This is a genomic window from Paenarthrobacter sp. JL.01a (genome assembly GCF_025452095.1).
Lineage (GTDB): Bacteria > Actinomycetota > Actinomycetes > Actinomycetales > Micrococcaceae > Arthrobacter.
Genome location: NZ_CP104877.1, coordinates 1,205,203 through 1,225,018 on the forward strand (window position 1 = coordinate 1,205,203; position 19,816 = coordinate 1,225,018).

General features: G+C 61.3%; 18 protein-coding genes and 1 pseudogene. 11 read left to right on the forward strand and 8 right to left on the reverse strand.

Annotation, left to right across the window (positions count from 1 at the left end):
• Positions 1–161 precede the first annotated feature (161 nt).
• Positions 162–350, reverse strand: coding sequence for a hypothetical protein (locus tag N5P29_RS05895; RefSeq protein WP_262277707.1), 189 nt, complete (start codon positions 348–350; stop codon positions 162–164).
• A gap of 31 nt (positions 351–381) precedes the next feature.
• Positions 382–885, reverse strand: coding sequence for a MarR family winged helix-turn-helix transcriptional regulator (locus N5P29_RS05900; RefSeq protein WP_262277708.1), 504 nt, complete (start codon positions 883–885; stop codon positions 382–384).
• A gap of 87 nt (positions 886–972) precedes the next feature.
• On the opposite strand from N5P29_RS05900, the gene N5P29_RS05905 reads away from it, so the two are divergent.
• The 3 genes from N5P29_RS05905 to N5P29_RS05915 all read left to right on the forward strand — a co-directional run bounded on the left by N5P29_RS05905 (position 973) and on the right by N5P29_RS05915 (position 5,154).
• Positions 973–1,872 (forward strand): EamA family transporter, encoded by a 900-nt coding sequence (locus N5P29_RS05905; RefSeq protein ID WP_262277709.1) that lies wholly within the window; start codon positions 973–975, stop codon positions 1,870–1,872.
• 210 nt (positions 1,873–2,082) lie between these two features.
• Positions 2,083–3,234: a serine hydrolase domain-containing protein gene (locus N5P29_RS05910; protein ID WP_262277710.1), complete on the forward strand. Its 1,152-nt coding sequence runs from the start codon at positions 2,083–2,085 to the stop codon at positions 3,232–3,234.
• A gap of 798 nt (positions 3,235–4,032) precedes the next feature.
• Entirely contained in the window at positions 4,033–5,154 is a 1,122-nt protein-coding gene (locus tag N5P29_RS05915; protein WP_262277711.1) for a TM2 domain-containing protein, read from the forward strand.
• Positions 5,155–5,619: 465 nt separating this feature from the next.
• Here the strand turns inward: N5P29_RS05915 and N5P29_RS05920 are convergent, their stop codons facing one another.
• Both N5P29_RS05920 and N5P29_RS05925 read right to left on the reverse strand, forming a co-directional pair.
• Positions 5,620–6,822, reverse strand: coding sequence for a YDG/SRA domain-containing protein (locus N5P29_RS05920; RefSeq protein WP_262277712.1), 1,203 nt, complete (start codon positions 6,820–6,822; stop codon positions 5,620–5,622).
• A 210-nt stretch (positions 6,823–7,032) separates the two neighbouring features.
• On the reverse strand, positions 7,033–7,182 hold the full coding sequence (locus N5P29_RS05925) for a hypothetical protein (protein ID WP_262277713.1): 150 nt from the start codon (positions 7,180–7,182) through the stop codon (positions 7,033–7,035).
• A gap of 203 nt (positions 7,183–7,385) precedes the next feature.
• Between N5P29_RS05925 and N5P29_RS05930 the strand changes: the two genes are divergently transcribed.
• The 3 genes from N5P29_RS05930 to N5P29_RS05945 all read left to right on the forward strand — a co-directional run bounded on the left by N5P29_RS05930 (position 7,386) and on the right by N5P29_RS05945 (position 10,464).
• Positions 7,386–8,777 carry an APC family permease gene (locus N5P29_RS05930; RefSeq protein WP_262277714.1) on the forward strand — a complete coding sequence of 464 codons (1,392 nt, stop codon included), beginning with the start codon at positions 7,386–7,388 and terminating at the stop codon, positions 8,775–8,777.
• Between the two features lie 67 nt (positions 8,778–8,844).
• Complete coding sequence (locus tag N5P29_RS05935; protein ID WP_262277715.1) at positions 8,845–9,045, forward strand: hypothetical protein; 201 nt, start codon at positions 8,845–8,847, stop codon at positions 9,043–9,045.
• Between the two features lie 798 nt (positions 9,046–9,843).
• Positions 9,844–10,464 carry a dihydrofolate reductase family protein gene (locus N5P29_RS05945; protein WP_262277717.1) on the forward strand — a complete coding sequence of 207 codons (621 nt, stop codon included), beginning with the start codon at positions 9,844–9,846 and terminating at the stop codon, positions 10,462–10,464.
• Positions 10,465–10,469: 5 nt separating this feature from the next.
• Here the strand turns inward: N5P29_RS05945 and N5P29_RS05950 are convergent.
• Both N5P29_RS05950 and N5P29_RS05955 read right to left on the reverse strand, forming a co-directional pair.
• Positions 10,470–11,707 (reverse strand): annotated as a pseudogene (locus tag N5P29_RS05950) (flavin-containing monooxygenase).
• Between the two features lie 50 nt (positions 11,708–11,757).
• Positions 11,758–12,081 carry a hypothetical protein gene (locus tag N5P29_RS05955; protein WP_262277718.1) on the reverse strand — a complete coding sequence of 108 codons (324 nt, stop codon included), beginning with the start codon at positions 12,079–12,081 and terminating at the stop codon, positions 11,758–11,760.
• Between the two features lie 204 nt (positions 12,082–12,285).
• Between N5P29_RS05955 and N5P29_RS05960 the strand changes: the two genes are divergently transcribed.
• The 4 genes from N5P29_RS05960 to N5P29_RS05975 all read left to right on the forward strand — a co-directional run bounded on the left by N5P29_RS05960 (position 12,286) and on the right by N5P29_RS05975 (position 17,527).
• A complete protein-coding gene (locus tag N5P29_RS05960) occupies positions 12,286–12,795 on the forward strand; it encodes a hypothetical protein (RefSeq protein ID WP_262277719.1) in 510 nt (169 codons plus the stop codon).
• Positions 12,796–13,038: 243 nt separating this feature from the next.
• Positions 13,039–13,242: a transcription antiterminator/RNA stability regulator CspE gene (locus N5P29_RS05965; RefSeq protein WP_011773907.1), complete on the forward strand. Its 204-nt coding sequence runs from the start codon at positions 13,039–13,041 to the stop codon at positions 13,240–13,242.
• Between the two features lie 389 nt (positions 13,243–13,631).
• Positions 13,632–16,190 (forward strand): LuxR family transcriptional regulator, encoded by a 2,559-nt coding sequence (locus N5P29_RS05970; RefSeq protein WP_262277720.1) that lies wholly within the window; start codon positions 13,632–13,634, stop codon positions 16,188–16,190.
• A gap of 74 nt (positions 16,191–16,264) precedes the next feature.
• Positions 16,265–17,527, forward strand: coding sequence for an APC family permease (locus tag N5P29_RS05975; RefSeq protein ID WP_262277721.1), 1,263 nt, complete (start codon positions 16,265–16,267; stop codon positions 17,525–17,527).
• 238 nt (positions 17,528–17,765) lie between these two features.
• On the opposite strand, the gene N5P29_RS05980 is transcribed toward N5P29_RS05975, so the two are convergent.
• Positions 17,766–18,206 carry a hypothetical protein gene (locus N5P29_RS05980; protein WP_262277722.1) on the reverse strand — a complete coding sequence of 147 codons (441 nt, stop codon included), beginning with the start codon at positions 18,204–18,206 and terminating at the stop codon, positions 17,766–17,768.
• 60 nt (positions 18,207–18,266) lie between these two features.
• Positions 18,267–18,854, reverse strand: a complete 588-nt coding sequence (locus N5P29_RS05985) for a hypothetical protein (protein ID WP_315973379.1) — start codon at positions 18,852–18,854, stop codon at positions 18,267–18,269.
• Between the two features lie 271 nt (positions 18,855–19,125).
• Between N5P29_RS05985 and N5P29_RS05990 the strand changes: the two genes are divergently transcribed.
• On the forward strand, positions 19,126–19,812 hold the full coding sequence (locus tag N5P29_RS05990; RefSeq protein WP_262277724.1) for a nucleoside/nucleotide kinase family protein: 687 nt from the start codon (positions 19,126–19,128) through the stop codon (positions 19,810–19,812).
• The last annotated feature ends 4 nt before the right edge of the window (positions 19,813–19,816 follow it).

Genomic DNA, 19,816 nt, shown 5'->3' on the forward strand with positions numbered 1-19,816 from the left:
CACGCTCAAATGCAGCATAGGGCTTTAGTTACGGAAACAACCGCGAGTGCTTGGCTGCTCATTACCCGACGGTGGTCTTGCCGTGCGATGCACGTAATGTCGCTTTTGGCACGTCGCAGTGCTTGAAGGTTCTCGTTGCTGGCTTCTGCCCACTGCACTGCTCAGCTTGGCCCGAAGCCGGACGCGAATCCGAAATCAATTCCGCCTTCGTCCGGTTTCGACTCGCGCTCCAGCTTCCGGACCTCGCTGGGTGTGAAGTAGCTTTTCGCGACTCCGCTTTCGGTTTCGAACGTGAAGGATCCGAAGATCGTCCGGCCAGCGCGGTGCCTCACGAGGAGGGAAGTGTCCACGCCTCATCCTTGCATGGGTGAGGCTGGCGCCTCAGGAGGGTTCGCCGTCGTTGTTTGCCAGGAGGAACTTCCGCAGGAGGTTCGCCAGCTGTTCGCGTTCGGTTTTGGAGAGGCCGTCGAGCATTTTCTGCTGGTTCTCCACGTGGTGCTCGACTACCTCGTCGACCAGGGCGAGTCCCTCAGGCGTGAGGCTGACCAGTAGTTGGCGACGGTTCTCGGGGTTGGTTTCGCGGTGAATCAGGCCGCGGTTTACCAGGCGGTCGACGCGGTTGGTCATGGCTGCGGAACCGATCATGGTCAGGCTGGCGAGCCGGCCAGGGGTCAGGGGAGCCTCAGCTGCGGAGCGCCGCAGGGTTGCGAGGACATCGAACTCCCAAGGTTCCAGGCCGAACTGGTTCATGAACTTCTGGATATCGAGCGATGCGAGGCGACTTGCCCTGCTCAGCCTGCCAAGGACGCCCATGGAACTGACGTCCAGATCGGGCCGCTCCCTGTTCCATTGATCAAGAATCGTGTCTACCGCGTCGCGTTCCATTGCCCTCCCATGCTTGACCTCAAACAGTACAACACCTACATTGTCATACATCAAATAGTTCGATATCGAAATGTATGGAAGTGAACAATGGCTAAAACGTCGCCTCGCGACCTGTTCATCACCGCTCTTGCGCCGATGGTCTGGGGCTCTACCTATCTGGTGACCACGCAGTTCCTCCCCGCCGAACGGCCGCTCCTGGCAGCAACCGTGCGGGCCTTGCCGGCGGGCATCGTCCTGATGCTCGTAACCCGTACCTGGCCGCGGGGGAGTTGGTGGTTCAAGGCTGCAGCCCTGGGCGCCCTCAACATCGGCCTGTTCTTCTTCCTCCTGTTCTTCACCGCCTACCAACTGCCTGGTGGGGTGGCGGCGTTGGTCGGGTCGATTCAGCCGCTGTTCGTGCTGCTCCTGGGAGTGCCCCTGCTTGGGGAGCGGATCCGCGTTGCCCACATCGTGGCGTGTGGCGTTGGTGCCGCCGGTGTCGGCTTGCTGGTCCTGCGGTCAGACGCGACGCTGACGGTCATCGGCGTTCTCGCCGGGATGGCGGGCGCGCTGAGCATGGCGGCCGGCATCGTTCTCACCAAACGCTGGGGAAGGCCCGACGGCGTGGGGCTGCTTGGGTTTACGGGCCTCCAGTTGGCGATGGGCGGGGCGATGCTCCTGCCGGTGACGCTGCTGGTTGAAGGACTTCCGACGTCGGTCACCTTGCCTAACGTTGCGGGCTTTGCTTACCTCAGCGTCATTGGTGCCTTGGTGGCTTACGCAGTGTGGTTCCGGGGGATTCAAAGGCTGCCGACGATGGTGGTCTCGTTCCTGGGATTCCTGAGCCCGCTGGTCGCGACGGTGCTGGGGTACGTGTTCCTGGGGGAGGCGTTGTCCGGCTGGCAATTGGTGGGCGCGTTGTTGGTGCTGGCCTCGGTGTATCTGGTGCAGCGGGCCGCGGCTGGTGCGGGTCGGCGGCAGCCGGTGAAGGCGGAAGTGCTGAGCTGACGCTGATACTTGTCGCGCGGGTGGCGTGGGAGGACGATCAACGTATCTGCAGCACTACTTGTGCGTGCGGAGCTGCGTTGTGGCGGCCATGAGCCGTATCCAGGAACCAGCGCTCATCGGCTCGTCGCAAGCCGGGGTCGGTGCTGGCTCCGAGGTCTGAGATTCGTCAAGGTTGGTGTGTCGATGAGCCGCCGGGGCTGGCTGATTCGGTTGACTGCATTTCTGGTTGCCTCGGTTCTGGCGGGTTGCACATCGCCGGGCCCGTCGCCGTCGCCCTCAACCTCGTCGCCGTCGTTCGGTGACGCCGAGGCCATCGCCTCGCTGGAGTACGCGATGCAGGCCTTCATGGCCCAGGACGCTGTGGCTGTCCTCGCGCAGGTGCGTTGGCCGGGCGGCGAATGGTCGAAGGCCTACGGAGTTCGCGACCTGGACACCAGGCAGCCAGCCGGGCCGCAGGATCGGGTCCCGGTTTCCAGTGTCACCAAGACCATGACGGCGGTCTCTGTGCTGAAACTCGTTGACGATGGATTGATCGACCTTGATGACCCCGTCAACGGGCTGTTGGAGGGTCTCGGGGTTGGTCTCAAGCCTCCTGTCTCGATTACTTTGCGGCAATTGCTCTCCGACACTTCGGGAATGCCATCCTACGGAGACGTGATGTTCCGGGGCCTGGATGACTTTGTTGCCTCCAATCAGGAGCTGACTGCGCTTGAAGCTTTGAGGCTGGCCGGCACGTTGCCTTGGGAATCGCGGACTGTCGGGTTGTTCCAGTACTCCGACTCGAACAACCTGGCGCTGGGACTGATACTGGAAAGGTTCCGTGGGAAGACGTACCCGCAGATACTTCGCGATGACATCATCGACCCCTTGGGGCTGACCCACACCACCATCGACGAGGAGGTAGCGGACGCGCCTGACTTGCTCAAGGGCTACGTCAGCATTGAGGGAAAGCGCGTCTCCGGCGGCACCGCACTGGAACGGCTCGGTTCCCCAATGCCAGGCGTGGTCTCGACGATGTCCGACATCAATGACTTTATGGCTGCTCTGTTCGGTGGCCGGCTGATCTCCGCTGGCGCTTTGGCGGAGATGAAGAAGGCTGTCATCGGCTCCTTCGCGCTGGGGGTGTACAAGTGGTCCCCGGACTGCAGTGGCGCGCCGAGGTTCTTCGCCAAGGGCGGTTTCCTCGACTTCCGGACCATCGCACTCAGTTCCGACGACGGCCGCTACGAAGCAACCATGACTGTTTCCCCCGCGCCGGAGCCGTCGCCGCGACAGAACCCCGGCACCCTGTACGAGCGTGACCTGATGAGCAGCCAGATACTGTCGGCGCTTATGGAGGTGCAGGACCGGTTGTGTGGGTAGGGGGTGACGGGACACCTTTTATTGGGTCTGGCATTGCGTTGCCGAGAACGGCGGCAAGGACTTCTTCGGTAACCACACCTCAGGTTCGCATGTGTTGAGCGCCGAATTTCGGTCCTTACCAGGAACGCAGGTGGCCGCTTCTGCAGTCTTTGGGTTCGCCGGTGAATGGTTGTTTAGCAAGGCAGCAGTCTGTAGGGTATCCGCGCTGCTGACGACTTTCCTAAAGCCGAGTGCTTCCAACTCATCATCGAGCGCCTCGGCGTTCGTTCAGGCCACATTCGCCGGAATGATGGCCGTTGCGGCCGTCGTTGGCATGGCGGCTGCGGGCGTTACGACTGGAGCGGGCGCCGGCGTCGCCGTCAGGGTGGCTGTCTGTCACCATCACAGCCTTTGTGATTCTGGATGCGGCTGCAGGTCAGCCTGCCTATCATGCAAATGCCAAACAGGACACAGCAAGAACAAAGACAGACTCTCCAAGTTTTCCCACTCAACTCCGACGGGACGCAAATAGGTCTCAAGTCTTGATTAATTGGTTCTTTTCTAGTGTGACACTAAGGTCGCTTAGTACGACTTGATGACACAAACCAGCATCGTACTTGCCAATATTCCGAAGGCATGTAGTATCCCATTACCGAGCGCAGGGCTCGGCGTCTTTGGGGAGCAGTACGGGGGTACTAATCGACGCGCCGTAGTGATCATTCAGCACGTTTATTGCAGACCACCTAAGGCGTTTCACTCGCATCAAACCCATTCGCATTGATTTTCTGTGCCCAGAAACAGGTACCGAGAGGACCACTCATGAGTCAAAATCCAGAAGGATACAGGCCGCCAAACCCGCCCGAGGGTTACTCGCCGCCGCCCGGCCCCGGTCAATACCAGAATCCGCCGTCTCCAGGATACTTGCCGGCGCCGGCGCAACACGGCTATCAAGTCCCACAGCCGCAGCCCCCGCAGTTCCCTTCCCACTCACCACAGAAGTCATTCCTTACAACATGGATTCTTTCATTGCTGGTTGGTGTTTTCGGGGTGGATCGGTTTTACCTGGGTAAGGTCGGCACCGGTATCGCGAAGCTTTTGACGTTTGGAGGCTTGGGAGTTTGGGCGCTTGTTGACCTCATCCTCGTCCTTTCCAACAAGCAGACGGACAAATATCGCAGGCCGCTTGAGGGGTACGACAAGCACAAGGTTGTCGCCCTCATTGTGACAGCCGCATTCATAGTGGTCAGCATTGCCTTTAATGCGACGCGCGCTGGCTCCACGGCGCCAGCAGCAGCTCCTATTCCGGCCAGCCCGTCGTCGGCCAAGGCGGAACCGACGGCGCAGTCCTCGGCAGCGTCTTCGGCTGTGCCCAAACCTTCCTCCACTCCGTCCGCTGCCAAGACCACGCAGCCGCCAGCTCCCGCGGCCCCCAAGGTGGCAACCCAGACGTTCAGCGGCGTTGGAGATGACGTGGTAGCGGCTTCCCTCTCCGGAGCTCCCGCAATCGTGACATTCACATGCGACCCGTGCAGCAGCAATACCGTGTTGAAAACCAACGGTCGGGACAGCCTCTTGGTGAACACGATTGGTTCCTATGTAGGGACTCATATTGTTGACACCTCCACTGGCTCAACTACTTCGGAGTTCACGATCAACGCGCAAGGTACGTGGTCGCTCACGGTTGCAGACATCACAACCATTCCCACCACAAATGGCGCCGTCACTGGCCATGGTGATCAAGTGGTCTACCTTGGCGGAAAGTCGACAAAGGCGGCAATCACTTACGTCGGTGAGAGGAATTTTGTTGTGAAGGGGTACGGCGGCGGCCGCTCTGAGCTGGCCGTGAACACAATTGGCTCGTACACGGGCACCGTGAAGCTGACGGGGCCGGGGTTTGTGCAGGTGACGTCGAGCGGTGACTGGACGATTACACCGGGTTAGGCCAGCAACTGATCGTGACACGGCTGGCAGCATCCTTTGGGGTGGCTGTCAGCCGTGTCTCTATGTGGGAAATCGGCGATCCTTGGGTTGTAGGCCGGAACGCCGCGAATGTTCTGTCGTTCATCGCCCTGGCGTTGGATCTGAGCCAACCACGCTTGTCTCAGTTGCCGTCTATCCGGTGACGTCCCTGCAGGGACGTCACCGAGACCATCCGAAGTGACTACACGCTCGGCAGTGCATTGTCCGCTCACTGGATTGATGATGTGATGCCGGCAACTAGGAAGCCGCATTCGGGCAGCGGCTGCGGATGCGGTAGTCGTGCCTACGGATCCACTTCAGTTCCTTGGGCTGCTTGCTGGTTACACTCGGCAGGCTTGGGGGCTGACCGGTACGATTGATCGGCGCGAACAGCAACATTGAAATGCACTTTTCAGCTGTGAACTCACCATAAGGTGCCAGCTAGGGCTAGACCCGTCGGCCCAGGTCTCGGCTTACTGTGGCGATGTGTACCGATTTTGCCGTCGAAAACTGCTCTTGATAGGCAAGATGTTCGAAGTTCAGCCCGTGGGACTCCGCCACCTCTAGCTTTCCTGCCGCGCTCCCAAGATTCATGACCGTGCCGTCTGGCCGAACCGTTAGGGCATGTCCGTCAAAGAGAGCATGACAATTTGGGCAGAGGCATAGGATGTTTTCCAAAGTATCGGGCCCATTGTGGGGGATACCCAATGGGCGGATGTGTGCGCCCTGGGAATATGGTCCTGCAGCTGTGACAAGTCTAGTTCTGCAGATCTGGCAGGTGTTGTCGTATAGGCGTTTCACTGACTCAGCTACGCCGTAGTCCCGAATTATCTGATTGACGTGCGCGCTGCGGCGAGCCGGCGCCACATCTTCTCCTCGGACGAGTGACATGGCAATCTCGGAGGGGATGAGACTTTCGCCAGCAACCGCTCGAAGCTGGTAGATGATTACTTTCCACCCGTCCCGCGTACCCCAGCCCCAGCTCGTGACGGTGAACAGCCCCAGGTAGATGTACTCGTTGTGGGACTTCCTGCGCGTGAGCACGGATTCTTTCACCAGGACCCGAACAGGCCTGCCAAGTTTGTAATTTTCGACGAGACCAAGGTTGCCCATTTCCAGCTTTTGATCGGCTATGTGCCGGCCAGTGTTGGGGTCCCGACCACCAAAGCCGGTGTAAGTGATCAGGTCGCCCTGAACCTCGTCATCAGAGTATCCATCGGAAAGGCAAATGGATTGGGTGCCACCGGCCTGACCAGCGATACCTGCCTGTGTAGTCCTGTGAACGCCGGCCTCGTGGGCCTCTCGCCGATCCTTGAAGGCTGTTCCCGGCGGACAATCCGGGATCTCCCCATATGCGCGTGGGGGCGCGTCCGTGGCTTTGGAGACAAGCTCTATGCCGAAGCGTTTCAGTGCCCTTCGAGTCTCTTCTCCGCCCGAGAATAGCCGGACGGATAGAGGGCCTCTGGTGGGATGCTGAATTCCGTAGGCAACTGCCAAGAGCGGTTTTGAGTCGATCAGGATGCCGTCGACTTCAGCGAAGTACCGCAAAGATGGTCGATGTCCGTGCTTGGCGAGGAAAGCATCCCGTCCCAGAGTTCTGAACTCATCGACTGTGCTTGAAATTGCTGATGGATCGGTCAGCTCCGTCAATGCCCCCACAAGTAGCCCCAATGTTGTTGTCCCTTTTATTGCCTACTACGGCCCGAGAACACGAAGCGGCAGATCGTCTGAGTACTGGCGCGGGCGCCGACGATCTATTGTCAAAAATATACGAGGGTTCGCGTCACGGGCGGCATCTAACTGACACATATATTGGGGAGCTGTGTCTCAAGGGACGGAAGTGCGCTGCAACGAGCGAGATTAGGGCATACCCAGGCTCAAGTGTCCATGGGGCTCCGGGCCACGGGCGTTGATGGGTAGCGCTGTCGTGCGCTCTTCGTGCACGATGGCGCTCTGGATTGTCGCCGTCGCGTTGGCCAAGTTCGACGGCGCGTCCACGCGGATCGTCACATATTGACTGTGATCCGGCTCACCGTCAAACTAAATGAACGTTATTCATTTCTACTTGCATGGCCCGCGACCTTCACCCAGAACTCGCAAGCCACCCCCAGCACTTTAGGATCTACGCCACCCCGTAGATCCGGTCGCTGCTACGAAGTTCTGCAACGTCGCAGCTTCCAAGCACACGTCAGCATCACGACCGAGGACCCCATATGACCCCGACATTCAACACAGACACACCAGCAGGCGAGAAGCCTGTGGGGCCGACATCCGACCAGCCGACCGCCCAGGGTTGGCGCCGCGTCCTAGGGGTTCCGTCGCTGGTCCTGTTGGGCTTGGTTTACATGGTCCCGCTGACGATCTTCAGCACGTACGGCATCGTCGTCGAGCTGACCGGAGGCCGCCTTTCCGCGGCCTACGCAGTCACGTTGGTAGTCATGCTGTTCACCGCCCGCTCCTATGGCCGGATGTCGCAAGCATTCCCATTCGGGGGATCCGCGTACACATACGCAACCCGATCCTTCGGAGCCGGGCTGGGCTTCATGGCCGGCTGGTCGCTCCTGCTCGACTATCTGTTGCTCCCGATGATCAATTACCTGCTCATCGGCATCTACATGGAAGCTGCGTTCCCTGCCATCCCCGCCTGGGTGTTCATGATCGTCTCCATCGCGGCGGTGACAGTTCTAAACATCCTTGGCATTACGGCGATCGCCAAGGCAAACTTCGTTGTCGTCGGACTGCAAGGGCTGTTCATAGTGCTGTTCGTCGCCCTGGGACTCTCGTCCATCACAGGCGCGGGCACCGTCGACTTGTTGGCGCCCTTCACCGGCGTCGATGGCGCCGACGGCCTCTCGCCGATCTTCGCCGGTTCTGCCATCCTCTGCCTCTCCTACCTGGGCTTCGACGCCGTGTCCACGTTCGCCGAAGAGACCAAGGACCCGAAGCGAAACCTTCCCCGTGCCATCATGATCACCACGGTCTTCGCTGGCGTGATCTTCCTTGGGCTCGCGTACATCAGCCACCTCGTTCTCCCGGTCAGCACCTTTAACGACGTCGATGCTGCCGCGATTGAAGTGATTGGCGCAGCCGGTGGGAATCTCTTGGTCGCTTTCTTCACCGCCGCATACATCGCAGGCAGCCTCGGGTCAGCTCTTACGTCCCAGGCATCGGTGTCGCGCATCATTCACTCGATGGGTCGAAGCGGGGTCTTCCCCGCAGCCTTGGGTCGCTTGCACGAACGATTCCGCACTCCCGTACTGCCGATCCTTCTGACCTCGGCCGTTTCCCTTCTGGCCTTCGTTTTGGACCTTCTGACCATCTCATCGCTGATCAGCTTCGGCGCCCTGGTTGCGTTCTCCGTGGTGAACCTCGCGGTGATCAAGCACTACTTCATTGATGAGAAGGCCCGCGGAGCCAGGGGAGTCGTTCACAACCTGGTGCTGCCCGCTATTGGGTTCGCGCTGACGGTTTGGTTGTGGACGAGTTTGAGCGGGTTGTCGATCGGCTTCGGTCTCGCCTGGGCTGCCGTCGGCTTGGTGTGGCTCGCCTACCTGACTCGTGGGTTCCGCGGGCCGGCACCTCAGCTGGACTTGAAGGAAGCCTAAGAGTCGTTGCTTCCCGCTGATGACGTTAGGCTTCTTGGACGACATCGTAGGGGGAACGATTGTGAAAATGACTACTACGCGCAAGATCCGCGTGCTGAATATTGCAACTTCAGTCCTGCTGATAGCTGTTCTGACTCTGCAATTCACCAAAGTGATCGACGGGTTCTGGAGTACCGCGCTCCTGGTGGTCATTGCTGTCGTAACGATTGTTGGTTGGGGGCTTCTTGAGCGGCGCCAGGCCGCGGAGAAAATGCGAGGCGGGGCTTAGGCCACCAACCCTCCAGCGTTCGTCGCTACGAGGGAGGGTTGCGGCCGATGTGAATGCCTCTGCCTGAGAAGTGCGTCCAAAATGTGTCGGGATCCACGTGCACACTCCGGCCCTCTTTCGGATCTTGGCTGGATGGCCGATGCACAATTACGTCACCGGACTCCGAGAAGCCGGCAACCACAGCGAGGTGTCCAGCGGAGCCTTCGTCGTCAAAGGAACTAGCAATCGAGACAATCAGAAGGCCAGGGGCCGTCGCTGCCATCCACAGGTCGTCAGGCCGCGGAATGTTCAGAAGTTGGGCCGTGAACCCGCGAGTTCGGGCATGCCGGGCCAAGCCCAGATGACTCCAGCCGGCAGCTTCCGAGTACGCGCCTATTCGGAGGAGTTCCTCGGTCAGGTCGGCCGGCAACAATTTGTCGCTCGGGGCGAGGTAGCCATACGCCATGCGCAAGCACGCAACGCCGCATGAACGCGTGTCCCAGAATCGGGCTACTTCCTGAGACGGGTATCCAAGAACCTTCCAGTTATGGCTTGCAAAAGAGCCATAAAACGGAACATGCGATCTCAAGCGTGCCCTCCCATCTCTCGTCTGTCCGCTATTCCGGGGCTTACTGTCGCGTCCGAATCCAGCTATTCCCTCCACGTCATAGGTGACCACGACCCGAGGTTCGTGACGCGCCGACTGTTGTGCCGCCGTCGTTCCTCTCCGGCAACCCATTGATTGGGCGCCCCTCGTGTGGAACCCTCGACTTGATCCTGTCGCCGGGGTGACGACGGGCAGCAGGGAAGGAACCCGACATGGGACTGATCCACATTGACCTGTTCACCACGCTCGACGGCGTCGCGCAGGCGCCTGGAGGCCCGGAGGAAGACCCCACCGATGACTTCGCCTTTGGTGGTTGGCAAGCCCCGCTGATTGACGAGGTTGTTGGCGAGCAGATCGATTCCGGTATGGAGGGGATGGACGCGCTGCTCCTTGGACGGCGGACCTACGACATCTTCGCCGCGTACTGGCCGCACCAGGGCGGTGGAATCGCGGATCTGTTCAACCGCCTTCCGAAGTACGTGGCCTCGCGCCAGTCGCGACAGCTTGAGTGGGAGGGCTCCACGTTGCTCGGCGCGGACACGATAGCCGAGCTGCGGGAGCTACGGGAGAAGCATCAGAACATTCACGTCATCGGAAGCCTCGACTTCGTCCAAACCCTTTTCGCGGAGCGATTGTTCGACCAGCTCAACTTGTGGGTCTACCCAATCCTTCTCGGCACCGGGAAGAAGGTGTTCGCCGATGGGGTGGTGCCAACAAACCTACGGCTGATCGAACCAGTGGTGGCCTCTCCGAAGGGCGCAGTGATGCAACGCTACGCGCTGGTTGAGGGGACTCCGGCAGTGGGCAACATGGCGGAGATCGATCAGGCGTAGGGCCGTCAGTCCCCAGCAACCCGCCCCGCCACATACTCCGCGTCCAGTCCCACGCCCCCAACAATCGACGAGTAGTGCCGGGTCAACCAAGGCAGCCCAATCACATACAGCCCGGGAAACCCCGTCACTCCCCGTGAGTGCTTCGGATAGCCCCACTCGTCCACCAACGGCAGGTCCACAAACCCAAAATCGAGTTGGTAACCGGAAGCCCACAACACGGACGTAATGCCCGCCTCGGCCAGGCTCACCTGCGAAGGCTCCGCAGGTAGCCAATCAACCGCCTCCACGGCCGCCTGAGAGGGTGCATCGATCCCCGCCGCCGCAATGTACGCATCAATCGCCTTACCCGTCCGCTGTCCGAACGCGGACTCGACTGCAGCGAGGCGTTCGGGGAGGTCGTCGCTGAAGGTGATGGCGCCGTCGTCGGCTGCTTCAAGGTGACCGTGCAGGTGCATGCCGCGGCGGCCGAGTTCGCGGAGGTGGATGCTGTGGCCGCCGTCGGTGCCGGAGAGCAGGGGGTTGGGGGCGAACCGCAACGCGGGGAGGGCAGGGCTTCGCGGGTGAGGGCGTGGATGCCGCGGTCGGGGCCGTGTTTGCCGGTTTCGAGCATCCAGTAGATGAGGTCCTGGCCGCGGTATCGGCGCGGTGCTTCGGGGACTACGGAGATGGCGAGGTGGACGTCGCGGCCGGCGTCGTGGAGCTCCTCGGCGATCTGCCCGCCCGATTGCCCGGTCCCCACGATCAACACCGCGCCGTCGGGCAACTGCTCAGGATTGCGGTAGTCGTGCGTGTGCAACTGGGTCACGCCGGTTGGCAGCTTGGCGGCTGGGACCTTGGGCACCTGGTAAGCCCCCGTCGCCAGAACTACCTTCCCCGCCCGCAAGCTCCCCTGCGACGTCTCCAAAACGAACCCGCCCTCTGGCGCCGCTGACAAGCGAGTCACATCGACACCGGTATGAACGGGCGCGGCAATCAGCTCGGCATACCGCCTGAAAAGGTCCACGGCAGCGTCGCGGGGGATAAACGCGTCCCGGTCGCCGCCGTCGAACGGCATCCCGGGCAGGTCCAGCGAAAGGTTGGGCGTATTCATATAGAAGCCGTCCCAGCGATCCTGAAACGCCCCGCCCAAGGTCTCCCGACGCTCCAAAACCTGATGCTCCACGCCCAGCTGCGACAGCCAGTAACTCGTGGTGAGGCCGGCTTGACCTGCACCGATAACCACCGTGTCCGGGATGCGTCCCATGAGGTGGACTTTACGCCTGAGGGCTGCACGCGAACAGGGGAACGTGGACCCTAAATCTGCTGGCCGCGCCCCTGTTTTTCAAGCAGTTCGCGGAGCACAGCCTCCACTCCAAGAGCGATCGACGGCGCCTTGCCGCCGAGCTCAAACAACGGCAAGTAGCCCATGTGGCGGGCGGCGTGGTTCGCCATGGTGAGAGGCCCGACGTCGGCCGCCGACAACGGTTCGCCGCGCAGCAGGCGCCGTGCACCCCTCTCGCAGCCGGAGATCTGCATGATCACCTTCAGGTCGAAGTCCCTCAGCACGTGACCGGAACCGAAACTCCTGAGGGCGGGCACGGACGGCTCTGCGCCCTGCGGGATTTCGGTGGTACTCAATGTGACTGGCCCCCTGGCGCTCGCGGTGTTCCTGTTGGAGGAGTGCGGGGCGGGTCCGGGTCGTGACGCGAAATGCCGTCATGTCCTGCCGCCTCGCATCACTCAATAGAGGTGCCCTCGATCAGAGCGAGGGCACGTGGACGCAGAAACAGGAGAGGCGAGGCGTGGATTTTTTGGGTTGATATTGCAGAAATCATTGGGGCATTGGCTACGTCTGTGGCGTTGTTCTTCGTGGCGAAGGCAACCCGTCACTCCAGGCAAGCGGTCGAAGAAGCCCAGCGGATGCGCCGCTTGGAAGCCGAACGCGACGAACGGGCAATCACGACGGCGGCACGTCGCCAAGCGGGACGGATCACCTTCTGGCCGGTCAAGAAGATGTTCCAGGGGAAGGAGCAGTGGGGGATCGAACTGGTCAATTCCAGTGACGCGCCGATCTTCAGGTTCACCTTGGAGCGGGCTGAAGGCGTCACCCGGAAGGGTCGTCCGATCCAGCCGATCAGGGCAACTGCCAAGATCCTTCCTCCCGGCCGCTACTTCTTTAGCCATCAGGAACGCTGGCCCGAGTTCATCGACACCAACCACGTCTGCGAACCGCTTCCGGGGAACATCGACTACATGGGCACGGTGACCTTCATGGACAGCGACGGCCTGGAGTGGGTGCGCGGCTTGGACGGAAAGTTGGAGCGGGCTGGGGATGGCCAGGTTTGTGCGTAGGACGTCGGCCGTCGAGCCCTCGGTTCCGGCCCGCGAGCAAATCCGATGGATAAAACATTTCCCTGCACTAGCCATACGCTCGAATCCCTGTAGACTTGACGGTGTTGTTGTGTTTGGCATTTGGTAGTTCAGGCAGTCCCGCGATCCCTCCGGATCGCGACCTTCTGAAGTAACGGTGGAGAACACCCCACACCGGAGACCCGAAAGTCGGGAGAATCTCCACCTTCAGTAAGGACTGAAAAAATGGCTACAGGTACCGTGAAATGGTTCAACTCCGAAAAGGGCTTCGGCTTCATCTCTCCTGAAGATGGCAGCCAGGACGTTTTCGCTCACTACTCTGCGATCAACTCCTCGGGTTACCGCTCCCTCGAAGAGAACCAGAAGGTTTCCTTCGACGTCGAGCAGGGCCCCAAGGGTCCCCAGGCAGTAAACATCCAGGCTATCTAGTCTTCGGATAACGCAAGAAGCAGGGCCGGTCACCGACCGGCCCTGCTTTTTTGTCGCCCTCAGGAGGGAAGATATGTACTAGCTCCAAAAATGGATTCGAATACATATCCACATAGCGAATTACACCCATGTAATTCTGGTTCGGCCCTCCATAGCGTGGACGGTATTCCACCCACAGAGCTGAGGGAGCAAACCATGGATCACCTGATTCCCACACCGCCCCACCACCTAGACGCCGACCGCGAACACCTAGATTTGCCCAAATCACCACCTAGAAACGCCCAAATCGGCCTGTGCAAGGCCGTTTTGACACCTAGTCGCGCAATCCAGATCTAACCTGCGAGGTGAGCCGCATGCCGGGCATCCACAGAAACAGAAGGTCACGAAGAGTGTTCGATTCAGAGGTTCAGCGAATCCTGGACTTTATTGCACGGGGTATTGGTGCACGGATTGTCGGCGCGCCTGGCAGTGGAAAGACCACTGTGGTGCGCAACGTCGTGGCCAATGTGGAGAAGACCGGCGTGGCCGTTCATTTCATCAGTGGCCTCCGCACGCACCGCAACATCCCCTTCGCGGCCATCAAGGGCCTCGGGCTGGAAATGCGTCCGGGCCGCAGCGGCGTTCTGGACCTTGCTGACGTGTTTGCCGGCCAACTGGGTATGGCAGGAAAGCACCTCCTGGTGGTGGACGACCTCCATCTGGTGGACAACGAGTCCTTGGCCGTACTTGAAGCAGTTCGCCGAAGGTCCGATTGCCCCATGGTGGCGACGGCACCTGAAACCTGGTCCTTCTCAAAGGGCCAGTTGGCAGTCCTCAACAGCAGGCCCGAGGCACACCTTCAGCTGGACCCGCTGCACTACGAGCAAGTTCACACCCTGATCGCGCAAGTCCTCGGGTCGCCAGCTGACGCAGAGACGACGGCGCGCGTCCTCACCAAATCTGCGGGAAACCCGCGTCTGGTGGTCAGGATCGTGGAGACGGCCCTGCTCAGCGACCTCCTTGTGCTGGAGGACAAGCAATGGCGGATGACATCCGACACCCTGTGGAACGAGCACCTGATGGGAACCCTGGAAGCGCTCCTTGCCGAGCTCACCTCGGCCGAGTTCACGGCTCTTCACATCATGGCGATCCTCGGTACGGCCCGGATCGACGTCCTGCATAAGGTCATCCAGCCCGATGTCCTGGAGAACCTCGAACGGAAGGGCTTCCTCACCGTTCTGGACGACCACCAAAATGGCTCCAACGCCGCCATCAGTCCGCCGGTGGTCGCCGATTACTTCCGCGGGCAGAAGATGCTGAGGGACCGTCACCTCCTGCGCAGCAAGGTGGCGGGAGTACTGGAAGCACCACCGCAGACCGCCCCGGAGGGCGTGACTCCGGCTGACTGCGTATCCCGCGCCTTGTCCACCCTGCGGCTGGAGAAGGGCGACGACGACGCCGTCACCGCCCGCCATTTCCACGAACACAACGCATCCCGCGAGCAATCCCGCTTTGAGCGATGGGAGGCGAACAAGTCCGTTACCAACGCCGTGTCGCTGCTCAGGATCTACTGGGGCGCACCGGTCAACACCGCACGTGCCCTGCGGGTGTGCATGGAAACCGTCGAGAAAGGAGCTGACCCGGGAGATCTCCTGTTCCTGTCCATCACCAAGGCCATGCTCGCCCTGCAGACGGGGCAGGGGCCGGAGCGCGCCGTCGAAATCCTCCGCGAGTTTGCTGCGAAGCACCCGGAATGCAACGACGACGTCGAGGCGTCCATTCTCTTCATCTCGGCCTCCAACGGCCCCGTAAGGGAGGACATGGGCAAGTCGCAGTCTGTGAACGGCGAGAAAGCTCCCGAAATGGGGAGCCTCGTCCAGGGCCTCATGGCCCTCTACCGGTTCCAACCCTCTGCAGCACTAGAAGCGGTGAAGGGCCCGGGCGAGGATGACATCTTCCAGCAGCTGCGCCCCTTCATTCATGGCTTCGCTCTCTTTGCAGCCGGGCGTATAGATGAGTCCCTGGTCTTCGCCTTGGATTGGCGGACGGAAGCGCGAAAGAACCTGGATCAGTTCGGGGTGATCACCAGCAGCTACGTGGCCGCCCATGGGCTGCTCTACCGCGGGCTCTTCGAGGAAGCCGAATACCTCATGAGCGGTGTGTTCGCGATGGGCAGGCCAGGGTTCGTGGTGGAGGCACTGTATGAAGCCATGCTCCGGCTCGCAGGACTGCGACACACCACAAGCGCGACACCGCCCGTCCTGTCCATCGCTGCTCAGGCCAGAACTGATGTGCCGGACCTCGGTCCCTTGCCGGGTATCGGAAAAGGTATCTACGAGCTGGTGGCAAACAACAGCGACCAACCTTCAACGTTTGAGCGCAAGGCCACCAAACTTATCCGGCGCCAGCTCAAGAGCGGTTACGTGCTCGAGGCGGCGATGACCGCGCTTCTCTGCACTTGCCTGAACCCTGGAAGGCCGGTGCTGGACCTTCTCCAAAAGATCCTCCGCGAAAGCGCCATCACCGTTCACGACCAACTCATTGCCATCGCCACCGCGGTAGTGGAAGGCGACCACAACCTCCTGGGACTCCTCCTGAAGCACTATGAACCGGACATCGACACCTACCAAGTGGGCATGCTGCTCCGGGGCGCCCTCAAAAGGCACGTGACCGAAGGAAACGCCACTGCCGCTGATGCCCTGGCCCAAGCATCATCCATGTTCGCCGTCCGGTTTCCAACAGCCAGTGAACAGATCGCCTTCAGCTCCTTCAGGACCACCCCACTCACGGAGCGGGAAATCGAAGTGGCGGTGCTCGCGGGGTATCGAACCAACGTGGAGATCGCCGAACACCTGGGCATCAGTGCCCGGACCGTGGAAAACCACATCTCGAACGCACTCCGCAAGACCAGGGCGACATCCCGCAATGGACTCTTCATGCTCGTCGGGAATTTACTTCCGCCACAGTGAGCCGGGATAGGCTGAAACCACTTCCTAACATCGGTTCCCGGTGCCTGATCCGTGCCGGTTCTTGAAGGGTTTCAGTGAGCAACCACCCGGCTTTGGCCCGCAGGCTCGGCACGTTCGACGCCTCCCTCATCGGCTTGGGATCAATGATCGGCGCCGGCGTCTTTGCGGCCTTCACACCCGCAGCGGCTGCGGCAGGATCGGGGCTGTTGATCGGACTCGTCGTGGCTGCCTTCGTGGCGTTCTGCAACGCCACCTCTTCCGCTCAACTCGCTGCGGCGTACCCCACTTCCGGAGGTACGTACGTCTATGGTCGGGAGCGGCTCGGACCCTGGTGGGGCTTCCTTGCCGGTTGGGGCTTCGTCATCGGCAAAGCGGCCAGTGCTGCGGCCATGGCGATGACGTTCGCCGCTTATGCCGCTCCGCAAGGGTGGGAACGCCCGGTGGCGATTGCCGCCGTCGTGCTTTTGACCGCGGTGAACTATCACGGCGTAACCCGAACCGCAGGCCTGACGCGTGTGCTGGTCATCGCCGTGCTGCTGGCGTTGGCGATGGCAGTGGCTGCGGTGTGGGGTGGTTCGGGCCCCGACTTTGGGGGAATTGTGGGGGAGGGATTGTTGGCACACGGCTGGTATGGCGTACTGCAATCGGCGGGCCTGCTGTTCTTCGCGTTCGCCGGGTACGCGCGGATCGCGACAATGGGCGAAGAAGTGCGTGAGCCCCGGCGGACCATTCCCAAAGCAATTACCATCGCTCTGGGAATCACCATCGTGATCTATGCCGTCATCGCGATCACCTTGCTTGGGGTTCTGGGGCCGGAGGGTGTGGCCGGGACGCCGACACCATTGGCCGATGCGGTAGGTGCTGGCTCCATGGCCTGGGCGGCTCCCGTGGTCCGGATTGGGGCCGCGGTGGCTTCCTTGGGAGCGTTGCTGGCGCTGGTCGCCGGCCTTGGCCGCACGAGCCTGGCGATGGCCCGGGAACAGGACCTTCCGTCGTGGCTCTCGGCCGTGCACCCCAAATACAACGTGCCGCATCGCGCCGAGATCGCCATCTGTGTGTTGATCTGTGGCGTCGTGGCGGTGGCCGATCTGCGGGGCGCCATTGGCTTCTCTTCGTTCGGCGTCCTGCTGTACTACCTGGTGGCAAACATTGCTGCGTTCACGCAGCCCGCTGAGGATCGTCGCTACCCGAAGGCACTGCAGGTGGCTGGCGCCGTGGCCTGCGTGGGCCTGGTGGTTACCTTGCCGCCACTTTCAGTGGGGGTCGGCGTCGTGATGTTCGCCGTCGGAATCTTGTACCGTTTCCTGAGGCTGCGCCGGAGCCGGCAGGATTCGTGAGGCCCAGCGGGCTGGGCACGACTCCATCCAGGGGTAGTCAGGTGGAGCCGTGCCGTAGTGCCGCCATCGCCTGGAGCGGGTGGGGTATCCCGCCGGACACCGGGATTCCCGCTCCGGAGGCACAAAAGAAGACTATGGCCTGGTTCTGGCGTCTAGGTGTTCCAAGTCGGAAATTAGGTGGTCCTGGCGGCGGAAAAAGCAGCGAAAGCCCCAAAAATGAGTGGTGACTGTGCGCCGTCTAGGTGTTGGCCCGGCGTCGGGCATTCCGTCGCTCGATGGATTCCATAAACGTGACGATGCTGGCCAGGGTGACAGCGATTGAGCACACAACAGCCATAGCGGTGGGGGTTTCCTGAAAGGGCACCACCAGCAGGGGGCTCAGCATCAGGGCGTTTCCCATCGCCGAGGCCGTGAACACGCAGGCCTTAAGCAGCAGGCACTTGAGGGGATCCACGATCATCATGGCTACCGGTGCGACGACGCCCAACGCCATGGTGAGTATCACCGCCGTCGTCCGCAGGTCTGCGGGATCGAGGACCTTCAGCCCCTCGGGAGGCGGTGCAGTACCGAGCAGCGTGGCCGCTACCGCTGAACAAACCGCAACAACGCAGGTCAGGATACGTAGGGCGGCTGGGTAGAAGTGCGTGATCACAAGCAAGTCCTCGTCGTTCGTTGGCACTACCCCCGGATATAGAGGTAGTGCTACGAACGGCGGATGTATGACGCTATTTTCGGGAGCCTACTTCTCGCAGCCGATCCCGTCGTGGTCGTTGTCCAGGCCGTAGATGTCCGAACCGATGACCGTCACGGGCCCGCGGACATATGAGGGACCGTTGCCCTTGCCGCCTGCACAGTCGACGTCCGAGTCAATCGGCACGCAGGCGCCGGCATAGTTCGGATCGCATCCGCTTTGGGCGGGCGCTGCCGGTGCAACCGGAGCCGCCTTTGGCGCGGTCTTGGCTGCATTCGCAGCGGCTTGGTCGGCTGCTGCTTTGTCTGCAGCGGCTTTGGCAGCCGCAGCCTGATCTGCGGCAGCCTTGTCAGCCGCTGCTTTGGCGGATGCGGCTTGGTCCGCTGCTGCCTTGTCGGCCGCGGCCTTATCCGCGGCCGCCTTCGTTGCTGCCGCACGTTGGTCGTTCAGCGCCTGTGCTGTAGCTGAGTCCATCCACACCAATTTGCCGGCCTGGTCCACGGCACAAACGTAGCTCTGGCCTGCCAGGACCTGGGTCTTCTTCTCTGTGGTGCAAGGTGTGCCGGTGATTTTGCTCGGCGTCGGCGTGGGTGTGGATGACGAGGTAGTGGACGGCGATCCGCTGGAGCTGCTCACTGAGCTGGCAGCTCCAATCGGCGCGCAAGCCGTTAGTGCGATGAAAAGTGATCCGATGGCCGCGATGCCAATGGCTTTGGAGCGAGTTGCCCGAGCCGCTCCAGGCCGTTTTTTGGCGCGCGAAATTTGCGTAGTCAAAGTAGTGCCCCCTTTTTCGTGCGCCGATGCGATGGCGCGTGCTGTGACCCTAACACCCACAGGAAAGGCTGGATAGAAAAAATCGCATATTACGTGCCAGATGGTTTTGATCGTCCTGTGACACCATGGATGGATGCCTGGGGAGACTGAAACGACGACGAAGCCAGGGCTCTTAGGGCTGCTTGCAGAGGAGCTCCAGGCCCTCGGCTCTCAGCGCCAGTTCGTCGGCATTGACGGCGTGGATGGCAGCGGGAAAACGACCTTCGCCGAGGGGCTCGCTGCTGCCATTAGGGGCCGGCCCGTCCTGACAATCCACGTGGACGACTTCCTCAATCTCCAAGAAGTCCGTCACCGCCGGGGGAGGACGTCTCCGGAGGGTTTCTGGCTGGACACGTACGATTACGCAGCCCTGGAGGAGTATGTCCTGACGCCGCTTCGCCCTGGAGGTGACGGCCTGTATCGCCCTGCGGCCACGGATCTGAAGCACAACACACGGCTCCACCCCGAGCTGGCGGAGGCTCCGGATAACGCGATTGTCCTTGTGGAGGGAATGTTCCTCCATCGCGACGAGCTGCTCGGTATCTGGGACTACTCCATCTTTTTGGATGTCCCGTTCACCGAAACTGCGCGGCGCATGTCCATCCGGGACGGCGGCAATCCCGACCCCGAACACCCGTCAATGCGGCGCTACGTCGGCGGGCAACGGCTCTACTTCGAGCAGGCACGCCCCTGGACCCGCGCCACGAGGGTCATCGACAACACCCATCCCGGGCAGCCCACGTTGCTGTCACCGGAGGAAGCCGCCAAGCGTCACAGCTGACCAG

Coding starts and splice junctions, on each gene's coding strand:
- N5P29_RS05900 (WP_262277708.1), bottom strand. CDS start 885: ATGGAACGCGACGCGGTAGACACGATTCTTGATCAATGGAACAGGGAG.
- N5P29_RS05905 (WP_262277709.1), top strand. CDS start 973: ATGGCTAAAACGTCGCCTCGCGACCTGTTCATCACCGCTCTTGCGCCG.
- N5P29_RS05915 (WP_262277711.1), top strand. CDS start 4,033: ATGAGTCAAAATCCAGAAGGATACAGGCCGCCAAACCCGCCCGAGGGT.
- N5P29_RS05930 (WP_262277714.1), top strand. CDS start 7,386: ATGACCCCGACATTCAACACAGACACACCAGCAGGCGAGAAGCCTGTG.
- N5P29_RS05935 (WP_262277715.1), top strand. CDS start 8,845: ATGACTACTACGCGCAAGATCCGCGTGCTGAATATTGCAACTTCAGTC.
- N5P29_RS05945 (WP_262277717.1), top strand. CDS start 9,844: ATGGGACTGATCCACATTGACCTGTTCACCACGCTCGACGGCGTCGCG.
- N5P29_RS05965 (WP_011773907.1), top strand. CDS start 13,039: ATGGCTACAGGTACCGTGAAATGGTTCAACTCCGAAAAGGGCTTCGGC.
- N5P29_RS05990 (WP_262277724.1), top strand. CDS start 19,126: ATGCCTGGGGAGACTGAAACGACGACGAAGCCAGGGCTCTTAGGGCTG.